The sequence below is a fragment of the Limnoraphis robusta CS-951 genome (assembly GCF_000972705.2).
Genome location: NZ_LATL02000146.1, coordinates 1 through 17547, shown reverse-complemented (window position 1 = coordinate 17547; position 17547 = coordinate 1). Strand labels below are relative to the sequence as shown.

The 17547-nt window shown below is 39.9% G+C and carries 12 protein-coding genes; 7 read left to right on the top strand and 5 right to left on the bottom strand.

Annotation, left to right across the window (positions count from 1 at the left end):
• Window positions 1-164 precede the first annotated feature (164 nt).
• Window positions 165-1037, top strand: coding sequence for a dienelactone hydrolase family protein (locus WN50_RS13040; RefSeq protein WP_046276508.1), 873 nt, complete (start codon window positions 165-167; stop codon window positions 1035-1037).
• Window positions 1038-1122: 85 nt separating this feature from the next.
• Entirely contained in the window at window positions 1123-1563 is a 441-nt protein-coding gene (locus tag WN50_RS13035; protein WP_046276507.1) for a DoxX family protein, read from the top strand.
• Window positions 1564-1601: 38 nt separating this feature from the next.
• On the opposite strand, the gene WN50_RS13030 is transcribed toward WN50_RS13035, so the two are convergent.
• On the bottom strand, window positions 1602-2459 hold the full coding sequence (locus tag WN50_RS13030) for a phosphodiester glycosidase family protein (RefSeq protein WP_049559360.1): 858 nt from the start codon (window positions 2457-2459) through the stop codon (window positions 1602-1604).
• A 584-nt stretch (window positions 2460-3043) separates the two neighbouring features.
• Here WN50_RS13030 and WN50_RS13025 point away from each other — a divergent pair.
• The 3 genes from WN50_RS13025 to WN50_RS13015 all read left to right on the top strand — a co-directional run bounded on the left by WN50_RS13025 (window position 3044) and on the right by WN50_RS13015 (window position 7120).
• Window positions 3044-5938: a calcium-translocating P-type ATPase, PMCA-type gene (locus WN50_RS13025; RefSeq protein ID WP_046276505.1), complete on the top strand. Its 2895-nt coding sequence runs from the start codon at window positions 3044-3046 to the stop codon at window positions 5936-5938.
• A gap of 85 nt (window positions 5939-6023) precedes the next feature.
• On the top strand, window positions 6024-6785 hold the full coding sequence (locus WN50_RS13020) for an SDR family NAD(P)-dependent oxidoreductase (RefSeq protein ID WP_046276504.1): 762 nt from the start codon (window positions 6024-6026) through the stop codon (window positions 6783-6785).
• A gap of 56 nt (window positions 6786-6841) precedes the next feature.
• On the top strand, window positions 6842-7120 hold the full coding sequence (locus WN50_RS13015) for a hypothetical protein (protein WP_046276503.1): 279 nt from the start codon (window positions 6842-6844) through the stop codon (window positions 7118-7120).
• A gap of 58 nt (window positions 7121-7178) precedes the next feature.
• On the opposite strand, the gene WN50_RS30945 is transcribed toward WN50_RS13015, so the two are convergent.
• From WN50_RS30945 to WN50_RS12995, 4 genes are all read right to left on the bottom strand, one after another.
• Window positions 7179-9365 (bottom strand): substrate-binding domain-containing protein, encoded by a 2187-nt coding sequence (locus WN50_RS30945; RefSeq protein ID WP_200906273.1) that lies wholly within the window; start codon window positions 9363-9365, stop codon window positions 7179-7181.
• Window positions 9366-9557: 192 nt separating this feature from the next.
• Window positions 9558-12179: an ABC transporter substrate-binding protein gene (locus WN50_RS30940; protein WP_053221508.1), complete on the bottom strand. Its 2622-nt coding sequence runs from the start codon at window positions 12177-12179 to the stop codon at window positions 9558-9560.
• Window positions 12180-12201: 22 nt separating this feature from the next.
• Window positions 12202-13200, bottom strand: a complete 999-nt coding sequence (locus WN50_RS13000) for a DUF1822 family protein (RefSeq protein ID WP_046276501.1) — start codon at window positions 13198-13200, stop codon at window positions 12202-12204.
• Window positions 13197-13895 (bottom strand): helix-turn-helix domain-containing protein, encoded by a 699-nt coding sequence (locus tag WN50_RS12995; RefSeq protein ID WP_046276500.1) that lies wholly within the window; start codon window positions 13893-13895, stop codon window positions 13197-13199. The genes WN50_RS13000 and WN50_RS12995 overlap by 4 nt, the downstream gene beginning before the upstream one ends.
• Before the next feature lie 662 nt (window positions 13896-14557).
• Here WN50_RS12995 and WN50_RS12990 point away from each other — a divergent pair.
• On the top strand, window positions 14558-15733 hold the full coding sequence (locus tag WN50_RS12990) for a WecB/TagA/CpsF family glycosyltransferase (protein ID WP_046276499.1): 1176 nt from the start codon (window positions 14558-14560) through the stop codon (window positions 15731-15733).
• Between the two features lie 204 nt (window positions 15734-15937).
• Window positions 15938-17110 carry a class A beta-lactamase-related serine hydrolase gene (locus tag WN50_RS12985; RefSeq protein ID WP_235440947.1) on the top strand — a complete coding sequence of 391 codons (1173 nt, stop codon included), beginning with the start codon at window positions 15938-15940 and terminating at the stop codon, window positions 17108-17110.
• Window positions 17111-17547: the final 437 nt, after the last annotated feature.

The window sequence follows — 17547 nt, the reverse complement described above, 5'->3', positions numbered from 1 at the left end:
CTGTTTTTAGATGTAATTATTGTTACCCCGGTTTTATTTTTATCTAAATCAATATTAGAGTGAGGGTATGTTCGAGGGTTCAGTGATTGCGGCTCATCGCTATTCCCTGAAAAAATTAGCCGGATGCGCTAAACTCTGAACTGTAAAACTTGGATCAAACTCTCATGCGTAAATTCTTAGGACTGGCTTTGTTAACGTTTTTAGGGATAATTCTGTGGGGAAGTCAATATTCCGGTGATGCGAGTCATAGCCTCACCCCAGATGGTGTTACTCAAATGTGGAGATCTCATCAGCATGATCTTCCCCTTTCTTCTCCCCTCGTAGCCGTTGAACCGAGTCAACCTGTAGAAACAGAATCAGTCACTTACGGACGTTTAAACAATCAAGATTTAGTCGGATATCTCGCTCGTCCTACGGAAGCAAAAGAATCTTTACCTGCTTTAATTGTCATCCATGAATGGTGGGGATTAAATGATAATATTAAAAGCATGACCTCACGACTCGCCGGAGAAGGCTATGTGGCTTTAGCTGTTGATTTGTATGGGGGAGAAGTTGCAGACAATCCTGAAAAAGCCAGAGAATTAGTCACAGCAGCCCGAAATAATGAACAACCTTTGAAAAACAATATTCGTCAAGCCTATCAATATTTATCTCAAGATAAAAAAGCTCCAAAAATTGCGAGTATTGGTTGGTGTTTTGGCGGAACTTGGTCACTGAATACCGCCTTACTCTTTCCTGAAGAGTTGGATGCAACGGTGATTTATTATGGTGGCGGAATTGAAACCAACCCGAATCAGCTTAAAGCTTTAAAAATGCCGATTTTAGGGATTTTTGCCGAACTCGATAATAATCCTTCAGTCGAAACAGTTCGTCAGTTTGAAGCCGCTTTAAAACAAGTTGGAAAGTCACCCGAAATTTATATCTATGAAAATGCGGATCATGCCTTTGCAAATCCCTCGGGTACTCGTTATAATGCAGAAGCGGCTGAAGATGCTTGGAAAAAGACCATTACCTTTTTAAATCAACACTTAAAATAGGTTGGGGATAAATTGCGATCGCCATATTTGAACCTAAACTGAGGGAAATCAGTCAATAAAACCAACATCTACTCTCAGTTGAACCATGAAACTTAACGAAACTCCTATTCTCCTTCGTCGTCAGGATATCATCTTAGCTTATACTCTTTTGCGTCTGGTATTTGGGATTAACTTTATGGTGCATGGGTTAGTCCGAATTGGCAATATTCCCGGCTTTGTCGCCTCACAAGTGGCTTTGTACGAAGGATTACCTGTGCCTGAATTTATGATTGCAATTCCTGCATTTTTTATTCCCATTGTTGAATTAATTTCTGGTTTTTTAATGATTATTGGCTTTCAAACTCGTAATGCAATTATTGCAGGTTTTACGTTAATGTTGCCGTTAATGTTTGGCGTGTGTTTACTTCAGAAATGGGATACAGCATCTTCACAGTTAATTTACTGTCTGGTCTTTTTTATCTTGTTATCGGGTTATAGCTTTAACTCTCTTTCTGTTGATAGTTGGCTGAAAAATCGTAAGAATTAAATCCAAAAATTAATCTTATATTTGGGAGAAAAATAAAATTATTCTCCCTTTTTTTTGCCTTCAAATACTCCTATGGCTTGGGGAATCGTTCGAGGTGTTGCGTCAGTGGAAGAAACAAAATCTATTCCTTTGATTATCAGTTGAGTGGAACCCCCACCATCCAGCATCATCACTTTTTCTGCACCAAACGCTTTTAAAATTTTAGCGGCATCTCCTTGAGTTTTTCCGGGAGACGTTAAAATAAAAATATGGTCAAAATTAGCAACACCCATAAATGTTCGGGGTCGTTCTTTTAAGGGATCTTTTGAATACCATTCAACGGTTTTTGTGCCGCCATCTTCTCGAATTCCAACAATTGCGTGATCAAAGGGAAATGAATCTTTTTGAAAATTGCTGTCTTCTGAAAATGGAAGAATATCAGCCCGATTTTCTGCAAGTCCTAAAACTACTTTTTCTCCGGGAAATTCAGTATTTCCAGCATAACCTGTCGTGATTAATTTTCCCTTCACTTGAACCGGAAAAGCCAAGGCGCTGGGGTTTTTGAGGTTAAAAAACTGACCATTATAAACTGAAAATGCTTTTTCACCAAAAGTTTCAGAAAATTCTAACCAAAATTGTTGCAGCGTTTGACGTTGAAACAGAGGATTTTTACCCCCATAAGCCGCAGCTTCCCCTTCCCCGACGGGTTCACCTAAAAGCACTTCAATAGATGCTCCTTGACTCAGGTCGATGACTTGAATAAAATCACCTTTAGGATTACGATAAAGTTTAATCCCAGTAACAGTTTGAATTAAGCTAAACTCAGCCGGAATAGCCGGGTTAACTTGGGGAAAGGAGGGATATAGCAAAAAACTTAACAAAAATGCAAAACTTAACAAAAAAATATATTTTCCCATGATCATTTAAAATGATTATCAGAAGACAGATCATCAGTCTACAAGTTCTCCCGATGAAAAATTTCCTCAATTTAGTGATTGTGTTTGAGCAAAAACAGAGCAATCAATAAGCGCCAGTTAAAATCTCATTTTGATAATTATGATACTGTTTATTTTTCCAAAAAATTAAATAATTTAGAGAATGAGTCTATTGGGCTAAATTGGGTGGAAAGTTAAAAATCACCTGAAATTTAATGAGCGAAAAACGTTGAATTTTTAAATGCTTTAATGACTGAACTGGCTGAAAAGAATTCCTCTCTCCCTTTAGGTTAGCTCATGGTAAGTATAAGGAATTTATACCTATGACCTTAGAGCAAAAACGTTCACCCTGTTACAATTTTTCTGCAATTCTGCTACGCTGAATAAACAAGTTAGTATACCGCACTTTATCCATTCATAACTGACTGACCCTTCAGACTGTGAACTGGAAAACCCTCCCTCGTTTGAGATTCATCGATCTGTCTAATCAGAAGCGATTGATGTCAAGGTCGTGCATTTACACTCAAGCGTTATCTAGAAAACCTCTTACAAATTCGGCAAAAGACATGAACCACCTCAAAGGACTAACATCCGCAGAAGTTGAGGCAAGTCGCCAAACTCACGGCGTTAATATTCTCACACCGCCAGAACGTGATCCCATTTGGAAACAATTTTTAGAAAAGTTTGATGATCCAATTATTCGGATTCTGATTGTTGCCGCAGTGATCGCCATTAGCGTGGGTATTTTTGAAGGAAATGCTCTCGAAGGATTTGGTATTATTGTAGCGATTATACTGGCAACAACGGTTGCTTTTATCAATGAATATAAAGCCAATCAAGAATTTAATATCCTCAATCAAATTAATGATGAAGTTCCCATCAATGTGATTCGAGATGATAGCTATACAACCGTCCCCAAAAAAGACATTGTAGTGGGTGATATTGTCTTGGTTGAATTGGGCGATGAAATTCCGGCTGATGCTCGAATTTTAGATGCAGTTTCCCTGAAAGTTAATGAAGCAAACTTAACCGGAGAGTCCGCCTCAGTCAACAAAGTCGCCTTCGCTACTTCTGATGATTGGCATGAAGATATAGCCTATCCTCCCGATCAGGTTTTTCGGGGAACCTATGTCACAGATGGACATGGTATTCTTCAAATTACAGCCGTTGGTGATCACACTGAAATCGGTAAAACGGCTCGTTCAGTTGCTGATCCTAACGATGTTGAAACGCCTTTAAATCAACAACTTGATGGCTTAAGCAAACTCATCGGTGTATTAGGATTAGCGATCGCCATTTTGATTGATATTGCTTTGGTTGTTAGAGGAATTATCACCGGTGAACTCGCTCTTAATTTCTCTCAATGGTACATCATTAGCTCCCTAATCATCAGTCTAACAATTGCTTTAATTCCGGTTTGGTTGCCCATCGTTTATGATGGTTTAGAAGTAGCCGGATATGAGATCGAACTCCCGGAGGAATTGGCAGAAAATAACTGGATTGAGTGGTTAAAAACCTTTGGATTCGGATTACTCATTTTTGCTTCAAGTATTGGAATCGGCTACGGGTTCAACTGGATATCCGGTTCTCCAACGCAGTGGATACCCGCCTCTGTTGCGGCTGAATTTCTCACCTATTTTATGATTGCCGTTGCTGTCATTGTAGTAGCCGTACCAGAAGGATTGCCTCTGAGTGTTACCCTCAGTCTGGGCTACAGTATGGATAAAATGGCAAAACAAAATAACCTAGTACGACGAATGCACGCCTGCGAAACCATTGGGGCGGCGACGGTGATTTGTTCAGATAAAACAGGGACTTTAACGCTCAATCAAATGCAGGTTAGTAACTATGATTTTCCTTGTTTATGGAACACTCCTCTTAAAGAAAATCCGCTACTCATTGAAGCAATAACCGCCAACAGTACCGCCAACTTAGAACGTCATCCCGGAGAAGCTTCTCACCCTTTAGGAAACCCCACAGAAGGCGCTTTATTGTTGTGGTTAGGCAATTTTAACGTTGATTATGTCACCAGTCGCGAACAGTTTGTTGTCACCCATCAACTTGCATTTACTTCTGAACGCAAGTATATGACAACTTTGGGTATTTCTCCCTCTACAGGTCGTTCTGTTTTGCATATTAAAGGCGCTCCCGATATTTTACTCTCTCACTGCGATCAAATTTTGACTCCCGCAGGCGTGAGCGTTATTCGACCCGAAGAAAGAAAAGAACTCATAGAAGAGTTGAGACTGTACGAAGCAATGGGAAAAAGAACCCTGGCATTTGCTTATATTGCCGAACCCACAATGCACCAACAAGACGTCAATCTTGAAGAACATGAAGACATGATTTGGTTGGGATTTGTTGCCATTGCTGACCCCGTTCGACCCGAAGTTCCTGATGCGGTACGATTGTGTTTGAGTGCGGGAATTGATGTCAAAATGATCACGGGTGATAGTTTATTGACGGCTCAACAAATCGCTCAACAAATTGGGATTGCCGCTCAAGATGAGAGTCCTGATGCTTTTATCATGGGTTCACAGTTGCGTTTGATGGATGATGAAACTGCCAAATTTGTGCTGAAAAATGCTAAAGTCATTGCTCGCGCTCGTCCACAAGATAAACAACGGATTGTACAACTTTTACAAGCAATGGGTGAAGTCGTAGCAGTAACCGGAGATGGAACAAATGATGCGGCGGCGTTATCCCAAGCACAAGTCGGTTTAGCGATGGGAAGTGGAACATTTGTTAGTAAAGAAGCCAGCGATATTATCTTACTTGATAATTCTTTTGGCAGTGTCGAACGAGCGGTATTATGGGGGCGATCACTTTATCAAAACATTCAGAAATTTATTCTGTTTCAGCTAACTATTAATGTGGCTGCTTGTGGGATTGCCTTGTTAGGGCCGTTTATTGGGATTGATTTACCCTTAACGGTGACTCAATTACTCTGGGTCAACTTAATTATGGATACCTTTGCTGCCTTAGCGTTAGCCACAGAACCGCCCAGTCAAAAGGTGATGGAAATGCCGCCTCGAGATTCCCAAGCGTTTATTATTTCTAAACCAATGGCGATCAGTATTTTCACCGTTGGGCCGATTTTTCTCCTATTACTGGCTGGGTTTTTGCTTTATATTCAACGGGATAATGCGACTACGCCCTATGAACTTTCGCTGTTTTTTACAACGTTTGTCATGTTGCAATTTTGGAATTTGTTTAACGCCAAATGTTTTGGCTTGAAAGAGTCTGTTTTTTCTAATTTAGCCACGAATTGGAATTTTATTGGCATTGCTCTGTTGATTTTAATCGGTCAAATTATCATTGTACAGTTTGGTGGACAAGTGTTTAGAACCGTACCTCTATCTTTAACACACTGGCTGATTATTATTGGCGGGACTTCTATGGTTCTCTGGATGGGAGAAATTCGTCGATTATTCACTCGATTAGCTGTCAGTCAAAGCTGATTTTGGAGATTAAAAAGTCAGTAATTATTGTATGATTACTGGCTTTCTATCAAAATTTAGAGCAACAACCTGTGAGTAAAAAAGAATGATTGATTTGAGCGGAAAAGTGATTTTGGTAACAGGCGGAAGTCAGGGAATTGGCGCCGCTACAGTCAAAATATTAAACCAAGCCGGGGCAGATGTGATTCTGCACTATGGAAAGAGTCAGCAGAAAGCTACAGAAATTTTACAAGATTTAGGGGAAGAGGCTTGTTATTTAGTTCAAGCTGATTTAGCGGAGAAAAATGCAGCGATTGAGTTATGGAAACAGGCGATTTCATGGAAAGGAAAAATTGATGTAATTGTGAATAATGCCGGAATAATTATTCCCGCGAGTATTAAAGATGAGTTAGAAACTTGGAACCAAACTTGGCAACAAACGCTTCAGGTTAACTTAATTGCTGTGGCTGATTTGTGTCGAGAAGCAATTCATCATTTTCAGCAACAAAGCGGCGGAATCATCATTAATATTGCCAGTCGTGCCGCTTTTCGAGGCGATACACCCGACTATATTCATTATGCCGCTTCCAAAGGAGGAGTGATTTCTCTGACTCGAAGCATAGCCAGAGGATTCGCTAAAGATAATATTTTAGCCTATGCGATCGCTCCCGGTTTTGTTCGCACTGAACGGATTATTGATACAGCAATTAAAACCTATGGAGAAGCAAATCTAACCAAAGATATTCCTATGGGCGAAATGGCATCTCCCGAAGATGTGGGTTATGTTGTGGCGTTTTTAGCATCAGGTTTATCCCCCCATACAACTGGAACCACGATTGATATTAACGGGGCTTCCTACGTTCGGTAACTTGTCATTTATAATGTTAATTTGACGAATGTTGACGGGAGTTCAATCAGTTAAAAATGTCAAATATTGGCAAAATTTACTATTTTAGGGCAAGTTATGAACCCTCAATTCAATTAGATATTAATAACCTACCCGACTGGTTATCCGTAGCAGTGAATTGGCAGGGATATCGGATTTCAACCCTTCCTTGGATTGCCAATGTTGCTTGTTTACTCGGAAATCTACACGTTGAAGATCATCCCACAGGTTGGAAATCCTATCTCGAAAGTTTGGGTTTTAAAGATGTAATTCCTATCTCCTGTGAAGATTTTTATGAGGATACATTGTACTGTTAACCTGTGGAAATTCAGTATTTTTGAGTTCTTCCCAAGTTTTGACTAAGCCTACTCACCTCTAAAAAGAACTAAGCGGAATAAAACCCGCTTTCTGAATCAGTTTTTGTCCTTCATCTGTTAACAATAATTCAGCATAAGCTTCTCCCGCCTGTTGATCAACTGAATCATCAAGTCTAATAATCACAAATACTTTACGAGTTAGAGGATATTCATTTGTTCTAAAGGCTTCTAGATTAAGCTGATTGCGCTGTTTTGGACAGTTTTCTGGTGATACCAGTGAACCTTTATAGGGAGCTATCCATTCTCCTGTAGATTGACGAATTGGAATGGATTTGACACCACAGCTAGGGACAACTTCCGGTGCAGAAGCATAGTAAATTCCTGCTTGATTTTGAGTGACTTGTCGGATTGCTTGAGTTGTGGTTGGAATGAATTCAACATTTTTACTAAAATTTTGCTCTCCGAGAATATTTTCTTGAAAAAACTGTGTCGTTCCACCGCTACTTGGACGTGAATAAGGAATGATTTTTAGGTCAGGCCCTCCGACATCTTTCCAGTTCGTAATTTGACCTAAATAAATCTTTTTGAGTTGTTCAATACTTAAGCCAGAAATTTCTAGATCCGGGTGAACAATGACTGCGATCGCATCAATTCCGACAGGAACTTGCTTCAGTTGAAATCCGCGATTTCTTGCCTCTCGTAGTTCCTCATCTCTTAGGGGTCTGGAAGATTCAGCAAAGACTAATTGACCTTGGAGTAACATTTCAATTCCCGTTCTAGAACCGGGAGGTAAAGTCAAATGATCTTTGTAAGTTATATCAAATTGTGGAAATATTTTTTTGATTTCAGGATTAACTTCTTTGCGGATAGTTGCCCAAGTTGTACTCCCTCCATGCCAGATTTTTCCTTCAGGTACATTGGCAACATAAGCAAAACATTGATTAGATTTTTTGTTGGTTTTTCGGTTCGTTACAACCGCACTCTGAGGACAACCTGCTGGGTGTTTAGGTCTTGTTTTATCATAAACAATCCATAAAAAGATTGTAAAAACCACTAAACTTCCCATTAATAATGGCTTTCTAATCGATGTAAAATTAACTTTATTTATAGATTTGTCTGATTGCTTTAGTCCTTGCCAAGTTAGGGGTTTTGATAAGGCAGACTCCCGAATACACAAAGTGGGTAGCCACATTGCTCCCGGACATTTTTGATCGTCAAAATCAAACATCTCTAAAGATTTTTTGGCTCGATTAACACAGCTAAACAGAGATTTATTTTGCGTAAACTCTACAAAAAAGTATTCTAAAAACCGGATAGCAACTTCATCGGGAACAGGTTCTCGCATCACAATACAACGGGGTAAATTCAACTGCGCTAATTGATGAGCCAGTCCCAAACCATCACAAGAGTTAAAAATCGCTAACTGCAATCCCTTTTCAATCAAAAATCTAAAATTATTTTTAAACTCATCAATACTGAGCGAACCATTCTGGCTATCATTAATCTGTATCCAGCCAATTTTTCCCTGTTCATCGCTCCCACTATGACCGGAAAAAACAAAAATATGGTAACTATCCTCTTTTAAAAAAACATCTGAAAGCTCTCGTTTATTTGGCTGAATTAAAATTGTAACTTCTGCTTCTTTTTGATCTAAACTTTGAATGATGTTCAAGTCTTGATTTGTGTTTAAACCCTCATGGGTTCCGATCACCATTAAAATTTTAATTTTATCCGATTTTGGAGGAGATTTTATTTTGTCTGAACCTTTCACACGAATTGCTATTTCAGTGTCTGGAAAATGAGATTCAAGCAACTGCCATTCTTGCCAAGGTAAACGACTTAATTGAGTCTGATTAACATCAAGTATAATACCTGTCTCTCCACCTGAATTTCTGAGTTTACTTAACAGATAAATGAGTTCTTCTCGAAAAATCTGCCACCGACGATCACTGTTATTCAGCCATTGATTGAGATGAAATTTAACGGCATTTCTTTGTTCAGCACTAGAACAACAAACAATAGAAATCGGAGTAATTCGCGTATAAATTTTACGAACTCCATCCAGTTGAAAATAGGATTCCTGCCAATTTTTTAATGAGGTTTCGAGTTCTGGAGGTGGATCAGCAAGAAAGCCATTAATCGAATCAAAGTCTTCCTGACTTTTTAGCATTGTTAGATTGACATGAAAACCGGGTTCAGAACTTTCGAGGAGTTGCAGCTTGATCAGGGTCATTGAAGTATTCATACAATCAAATCCTAAAGGGTTCAATGATTTTATCCTTATCTACTAACATTTGCAAACAGATTCCTTTTTGGAGTTGACAATCCCATTCTAACTCAACCCACGGCTTGGTTTTTCTAGTTGTAACATTCATATAAGCATCTCCAAACTGATTAATGTACTGTGAACTTCTAAACTTGAGGGAAAATAAGTGTTTTATTCAATTTTTTCAAAGATATAGTTTTCTTTTCCACTCTCTTGAACCTCTACTAACACATTCTCAGTCGATTGAAAATCACCATACTCATCAAAATAAATCTTTCCTTCTGCTCCTTTAGCAAAAAAATTAGGACTCGAAAGTTTTTGATGAAGCTGACGACGACTGAAATTTTCCCGGCTTTCACTTAGGGCTTGAATGATAGCTTGAGTGGCATCATATGTAGTTGCTGTTCGCCAGTTTATAGAGGCTTTCCAAAAGTCTTGAGCTTGTTGGGAAAAATCAGAGTATGGGCTACGATGCCAGGGAACTGCTATTGCAAGACTTCCCTTGAAAGCCTGTTCACCTGCATCTTTTAAAGTTCTCGGGTTATAGACAGAATCTCCCCCTAAAAGTTTTAAATCTCCATTGGTATTGTTGATAATTCCAATGACTTTAGTGAGCGTTTCATCAGTCGCTGGAATTAATAATAATACTTGAGCGCCTTCCTTCTTGGCATTGTCTACACAGTCTCCTGCACTAAAAAAACTACTCGATAAGTCACACTTATGAACAAAAGAATTAGAAGAAAGTAACTTCTCAAACTCACTGAACAGGGATTCACTATAGGCATTACCGGGAACATAAGCAACCGCTACTTGTGCATATTCTGCGAGTTGTTTACGCATATATTCAAATAACTGTTGAGCAGCTGCTCTATCATTTGGAACCGTCCGAAAAATATAAGGACTACTGATATTAGACAACTCCACTGAAGTGCTAGTGGGAGAAATAGCCACTAACTTCTGTTGATTATAAACCTCTCCAGCCCTTAGTGTCATATCACTCGAAAAATGACCAATTACCGCTAAGATATTTTGATTTTTTGCAAAAGCTTGAGCGACTTTTTCTGCAACTTCAGGCTGATATTCATCATTAGCAATTGTCACCTGTAAAAAGGTTTCATTGATCCCTTTTGAGCAGTTAAATTGTGTTTGCAGTTGTGTAATAGCCTGCTGAACTTCCTGTAAACCACAATTAATCTGAGTTTGAGCTTGAGCGACACCCCGTAACATTTCTTGCGAAACATTAGGCTCCTTGCTAATGGGTACACTCACAGCAATTTCAACTTTTTTTCCCGTATTAGTTACGACTTTTTGTTGAGCGATCGCATTATTCAAATAAATGACGGTTTCCGGATCATTAGGATTTTTATTCAGTGCTTTAATAAAATTGTCTATTGCGCCTCCAAAATCTTGATTCTTGTAGTCAACAATTCCTGCTTCTTTATGCTGGTTTGTATTAGATGAAATTAGAAGTTTTTCACCTTGACTCATTTTATTTTCTAGCGAAGGGGATAACGGAATCAGATCAGGTTGACGTATCACTCTGTATAAAGTCTGAGCAACAATCGTCACAATTGCTAAACTTGCTATTACCCCCAACGGTTTTACCCAAGCTTCATGGAGTGGTTTTTGTTTAATAAAATCTTGCCAAGTTAGTGATGTTGAAAGCGTTACTTCCTGTACACAAAGCGTAGGAAGCCAAGACACACCGGGATAAGACTTTTCAAAACCATACTCGATTAGTCGTTCTCTCGAAAGATGAATAGAATGAAAAAGAGATTTTTTGTTCGTAAATTCTTCAAAAAAATACTTCAAAAACTTCACCGCAACTTCATCAGGAATAGGTTCTCGCATCACAATACTTCGAGGTAAACCTAACTCAGCCAGTTGGTGGGCGAGTCCTAAACCATCACAAGAATTGAAAATAGCGAGTTGTAATCCTTGTTTAATTGCTTCTATAAACGCACTTTTAAACTCCTCAATTTCAAGGGAATCTTTGTCATGGTCATTTAATTCAATACTACCAATTGTACCATCGGCACGGGAAGAACTGTGACCCGAAAAAACAAATAAATGATAACCTTGTTTTTCTCGCAAGGCTTTTGAAAGTTCTTCCCGCTTGGGCTGCTTTAAAACCGTGACTTGTGCATTTTTTTTCTCTAACGCTTTAATCACTTCTTCATCAAACTGAGTATTAATGCCATCACTTTTACCAATAACAGCCAACACTTTAACTTGAGCGTCTTGGCGAATTGGTTGAATTTTTGTTAGGCTTGTTTGCAGACGAACTGAAACTTCAGCTTGAGGAAAACGATGTTTAAATAAATCCCATTCTTGCCAAGGAAGACGACGCAGTTGAGGATGTTCTGTATCCAGAAAAAGACGGGCTTCCTGTCCAGTTTTTTGTAAGTGGCTGAGAACCGCAATTAATTCATCTCGAATCGGTTGCCAACTTGAATCCTGACAGTTTAGCCATTCATTTAAACTCTTAATCACTGATTCTTTTTGCTGAGAAGTGATTTCTCTAGCTTCCGAATCCGTGAGGATTTTTTTGGGATTAATCCGGCTTGAAACTTTACGAACGGCTTCAAACTGACTATAAGAATACTGCCATTGACTATAAGCAGATTGACGAAAATTTGAGGATTCTAGTTGCGGTTGTGAGGCTTCTAAGTGAGGCGGTAAAGCAGGCAAATAACCATCCAGTGAATTAATTTGACCATCACTCTGAGCCAGCCGAACTCGAAATTTATTGACTCCCTGATCCCAAAAAACTAAAACCTTGATAACTGTCATATAGTTCCCCCTGTTAAATTGTTTAAACCTGAAAATTTTCGATCATCTTATTTTCGTTTAAAAGAATTTGTAGACTGAATTTTTCCTGCGGTTGACACCCGAATTCTAATTCAATCCACTGATCGGCTTCTCCGGCTTTATTCTGCATACAAACGACTCCAGATTCATCGAGTACACTAACCTCCAAGCCCGCAGGCAAATAAGTGTTTTCTCCCAAGGAGTAACGGGAATTAACTCCCATTTTGACGTCAACTTCTTCGGTTGACTCTTCACTAAAGGAATCAAGTCTGATGTTAACATGAACTTCTTCGGTTGACTGTTCACTGACTTTTACCCTTAGCAAAAAGGCTAACTTTGTGTTATTATTTTCCCATTCAATCACCTTTCCTCGAATAAAGCTTTGTTCTAAAGACTCAAGTTTTAAAAAATTTCTCATGGGTTGTCTTGTTGCTTTTAAACTTCTTGTATTCAGAGAGGGTAACAGTTCGAGAGGTTGCCATTCCGGTTGAGAAAGATCTTGCCACAAATTCGTCCATTTGCGATGCCAATTAAGATGATCAATCAAATCATCAAGGGAATGAAGCTTACTGAGTGGAATCGGTTCTGGAGGATGGCTGATTTCTTGGGCTGAAACAAACCCTAATAATTCAACCTCTTTGAGTTCCTCGCTAAACTGAACGGCAATATAACCTAAACGCTGATCAGCGACTTCTGTCGGAATTTCTAAATAGTTTTGGTTGGGTAAAATTGGAAGACATTCCAGTTTGCCTAAATGGGGTAAAACCAAGTCAGCTACATTAAACATCGCTCTTTTCGCCGGCTGCCAACAATCACCTTGATCAATTGCTGTAGAAATTGACAGCCACCGCAGATAGTCTCGCAGCGCCACAACCGCTAATGTATTGAGATAAACTTGTTTTCCTTTTTCCGGAGTGGCTTGTTCTAGAGCAAATTGTCGGGCGAAACGGTGAGCATCTTGGCTGACGGGAACAGGTAAAGTCAAAGGGAGAATTAGATTCATTTTTCAAGTCCAAAGCGTTGACTAATTTGATCAGAAATTGTTTGTAACAACGGAAGACATTTGCGCTTCCAGTGAGAGTAAAGTGTTTGATTGCTTATATTATATTCTCGGGCGATCTCAGAAATTTTCTGAGGCGGTTGTTGCAAAAGTAATCGTTTTGCTAAAATTTGACAGTGACATTCGGGTTGTTTTTTGGGATAACAACTTTTGAGCAGATTTTCTGGATCTTGTTCTATATATTCCCAAACAGCATCCCCGATACTGACACGTCTTTCCTTCTGAATGCCTTCGATCCATCCTTCAATACCGATGAGCGTTTTTTGATCAACAAACAAATCCATCAAAGTTGTTGATTCTCCCTCACGGTTAATAATCGGAATATCGAAGCTAACATGACGTTGATAATAACTGTCTGGACTATACAAATCTCGCACCCGCCATTTAAGATAACCATTAATCCAGCGAATCAGGCTTTGTTCGATAGAAGCAGAACGGGGTTCAAAGCTTTGAAGATTTCTGCACATCCATTCTAGGGTACGATTAAGAGCCTCCGAATAGTCGGGATGGGAGGATCGGTATAAATCCGGATGTCGCTGGACGAAAATTAACAGTCGAGTTAGGGCTTTGCGTGCTTGGGGGCTAGTCCGTTCAAATTGGTAGACTTGCTCAATTAAGCCTTTGATTTGTTGATCCACAGCGCTCGCTCTCCTCTGTAGTGGCATCTCAGTTGGCTGTTGTTGTGGGCTGGAAACCCGAAGATGCTTTAAGTTTAACCGAGAAGGCACAGAGCAAGTGGGACATCTTGGCTTCGCTTGGGTTAGCATTATAAAAGTGATAAATTTGAGGGTGTACTGTTTTATCTGGGATTGCCATCAAATTTATGCAAGGGATCTTCATCCGTTGAAGTACCCCTGTGTCCCTCAAAAGCGATCGCGGTGGATGTCTGATGTCTATCAAAACCGTGAAGATCAGTAAAATCGGAGGAATATACGGATGCAAGTGTATACTGGATGTCAATCACCTACTGAGATCCAATGATATGGGTTTCTTCGCAATGTCTAATTGATCACTCGCTCTTTACCGAAACTTTACAGATAAAGGGTCGGAACTTTACAAAAACACCTAGTATCTTTACAATAAATGATCTTATAATTCAGTTATGCAAAGCACCAAAATTGAGTGAAATCTTGCAGAAAAGTTAGCACCTAAAAGCTTTCTCAAATATCTGTCTAACGTGTATAACTCAAGATAGATGTTGAAAAAAGTTAAAAGATTTATAGATCTGTTTAGGTTGCTTAATTGACGGAGTTATTCTGAGCCATCAATCTATCTTTAATAATTCACAATAATTTCACCTATGAACACCGTTAAAATTCTGAATGCCCATATTGATAATCTTTCTAAAGAGGAGCTTCTTCAGAAGTTAGGTCAACAGGGTGGTGTTGTGTTCACACCCAACGTAGACCACCTGATTAATCTTCAAAAAGACGAGGAATTCTACCGAATTTATCAAAATTCAGATTACCGTGTTTGCGATAGTCAAGTTTTATATTATGCTTCTCGCCTTCTGGGTCAACCGATTCGCGAGAAAATTTCCGGCTCTGATCTATTCCCTGCTTTTTACAGACATTATGGAAGTTGTGAAAATACCAGAATCTTCCTTCTAGGTGCGGGTGAAGGCGTAGCAGCTCGCGCCCAACAAAAAATCAATAGCATTGTCGGACGGGAAATCGTTGTTGATACCTACTCCCCGCCCTTTGGTTTTGAGAAAGATGAAGTAGAATGCCAAAGAATAATTGATCGCGTTAACCATTCGGGAGCAACGGTGCTGGCCGTTGGCTTAGGCGCTCCCAAGCAAGAAAAATGGATCGTTAAGCACAAGCACAAACTCAAAAATATTAGAGTATTCCTCGCCATCGGAGCTTCCATTGACTTTGAAGCGGGTGAAAAACCCCGTTCTCCAGAGTGGATGAGCGAACTCGGCATTGAATGGCTCTATCGGCTCTCCTGTGAACCCAAGCGACTCTGGAAACGGTATTTAGTTGATGATCTTCCCTTCGTGTGGTTAGTGATCAAGCAACGTCTCAATCTTTACCGCGCTCCTCAGTTTTCTCTCTTACCCTCTGCTACACCGACTTGGCAGATGCCATTATTAGGTCAAGTCTTACAAGAAGCAGGTTTAATCACTCCTCATCAAGTCAGCATGGTTTTGGATGCTCAGGCTGAACAGAGCAATATGCGATTTGGAGAAATTTTATCCCACTGGGGATTGGTCGATCAGGAAACCGTTGACTTTTTCGCTGAACACTTACCCAAAATTTCAATGGAGTCCCGTAAACAGCCTATCGGTCACTACCTGAAAACCGCTAAATTACTTAATGATCAGCAAATTGAAACGATCTTAGCCGAACAACACCTAACTGGAATGCGTTTTGGAGAAACGGCAGTTCACAAGGGATGGCTGAAGCAAGAAACCGTTGACTCGATTTTACGTTATCTCGCGGGTGACTTTAGCGATGTTGTTGCCGCTTGATCACAAATCAGCAAGAGAGATATCGATTCGGGTGCCGCAGGAGTTAATATATTACAAAGCCAGAGCCTTGCTCTTGGCTTTTTGTTTGTTTTTCTGGAATCTTAGGATATTATTACAATTCGCTGTTCACTTGCAGCTCTACCAAAAATCAAAACCTGATACCGTTTAACGGGGATTTCAATTTTTCCTACAAGAGGTACTAAATTGTCATCTGGCTTTCAACGTCGAGTCCGTTATCGTCTTCCTACTTCGGTGTCCCTACACCGCTCTATGATTCATCCCAAACACCGCACTCCCCGATTTCGGATTAACTATGCTCGGGTTTTATTACTTGCTGTCGCGATCGCACTCATCGGTTCGACTGCTGTTATCCTAGTCAAAACAGTTCTGTCATTGTCTCAACCATCGACTCCTTCGGTTCCTGTTTTACCGTCCACCCGAGATGGACACCCAATTTACAATGTTCTCCAGCCTCCCAAGCTCGTTTATAGCGAAGAACTTCAGAAGATTGTCGATCAAACCGTTGAACTCGCCAAACGCAAACAACTACCCACTGAGTCTTTATCGATTACTTTAATTGATGTCAGTCGTTCAGCGACACATAGCTTTGCGGGTTACAACAATACCATTCTCAGATTTCCAGCCAGTGTTTCTAAGTTATTCTGGTTAGTCGCTTTCCTCGGCTATTCAGAAGCAGGTGTCATTAAAGATGAATCCGCCTATTATATTGATTTATCTAATATGATGCGAATTTCCGATAATGATTCAGCCAGTCGGATTTTAGATGCCATTACCGCTACAAAATCAGGACAGGATTTAGAGGGAAAAGCTTTAGAAACTTGGATTAATAAGCGTCATCAAGTCAATCTCTTTTTCCGAGAAGCTGGTTATAGTGGGATTAAATTATCTACTAAAAATTATCCCATTTCTAATTGGGGAGAACAACCGACTGGACGGGATTTTCAACTCTGGAAAACTTCATTTTTAGCGGGTGGAAACCGATTCAGCACCGATCAAGCCGCTCGACTCTTGTATGAAATCTACACCAAACAATCCATCTCCGAAACAGCTTCGACTAAAATTGCCTATCTCCTCACCCGAGATTTGAAGCCTGAAGCTTGGAAAGATGAGGAACCCAACTCTATTGAAGGGTTCTTAGGTGAGTCTTTACCCACTAATATTTATTTTGGCTCAAAAGTAGGCTATACCAGTCATTCTCGTCAGGAAGTTGCTTTCGTTAGAACAATGGATGACAAAGCGATCTATATCCTAGCCATTTTTGCCAATAGTTCCGCTTACGCCCAGGATGAAGAGATTTTTCCTCAAATGTCCCGTTATATTTTTGATCGACTCAACGGTTCACCTGCTCCCGATTAACTCACTTTCACCTCAAAAAAAATGCTTTTTCCTTGAAATTCGGCCTTTTTTTTTCGCCTTTCCGCTTGACTTTTGAGCCTGTGTTCTGGTATTATTAAACAATGGGATTGTTTTGAAAAAAATATTTTTGCTTAATCCCCATTATTCAATATACTTATCCTACCAAAAATAGCCTAGCCTGTCAACCCCCTCTCCCCGTCCCGCGACTGAGTGAAGTCAGGCTGAGAAAACGAACAGGACGTAGGATCGGCGTTGCTGACCCTACGTTATTTAAAGCGAATCAATCACGAGAAACCTCCGGGAGTTTGGAAGCCCCGTGTCTAAAGAGCGGGGAGGAAAAACGACACGAGCGATTAAAACCGCCTGTATAAAAAAATTAATGGGGGTATGGTTGCCCCCAACACCCATTTCTGGGGTAATGTTTGCCTCGCCAATGT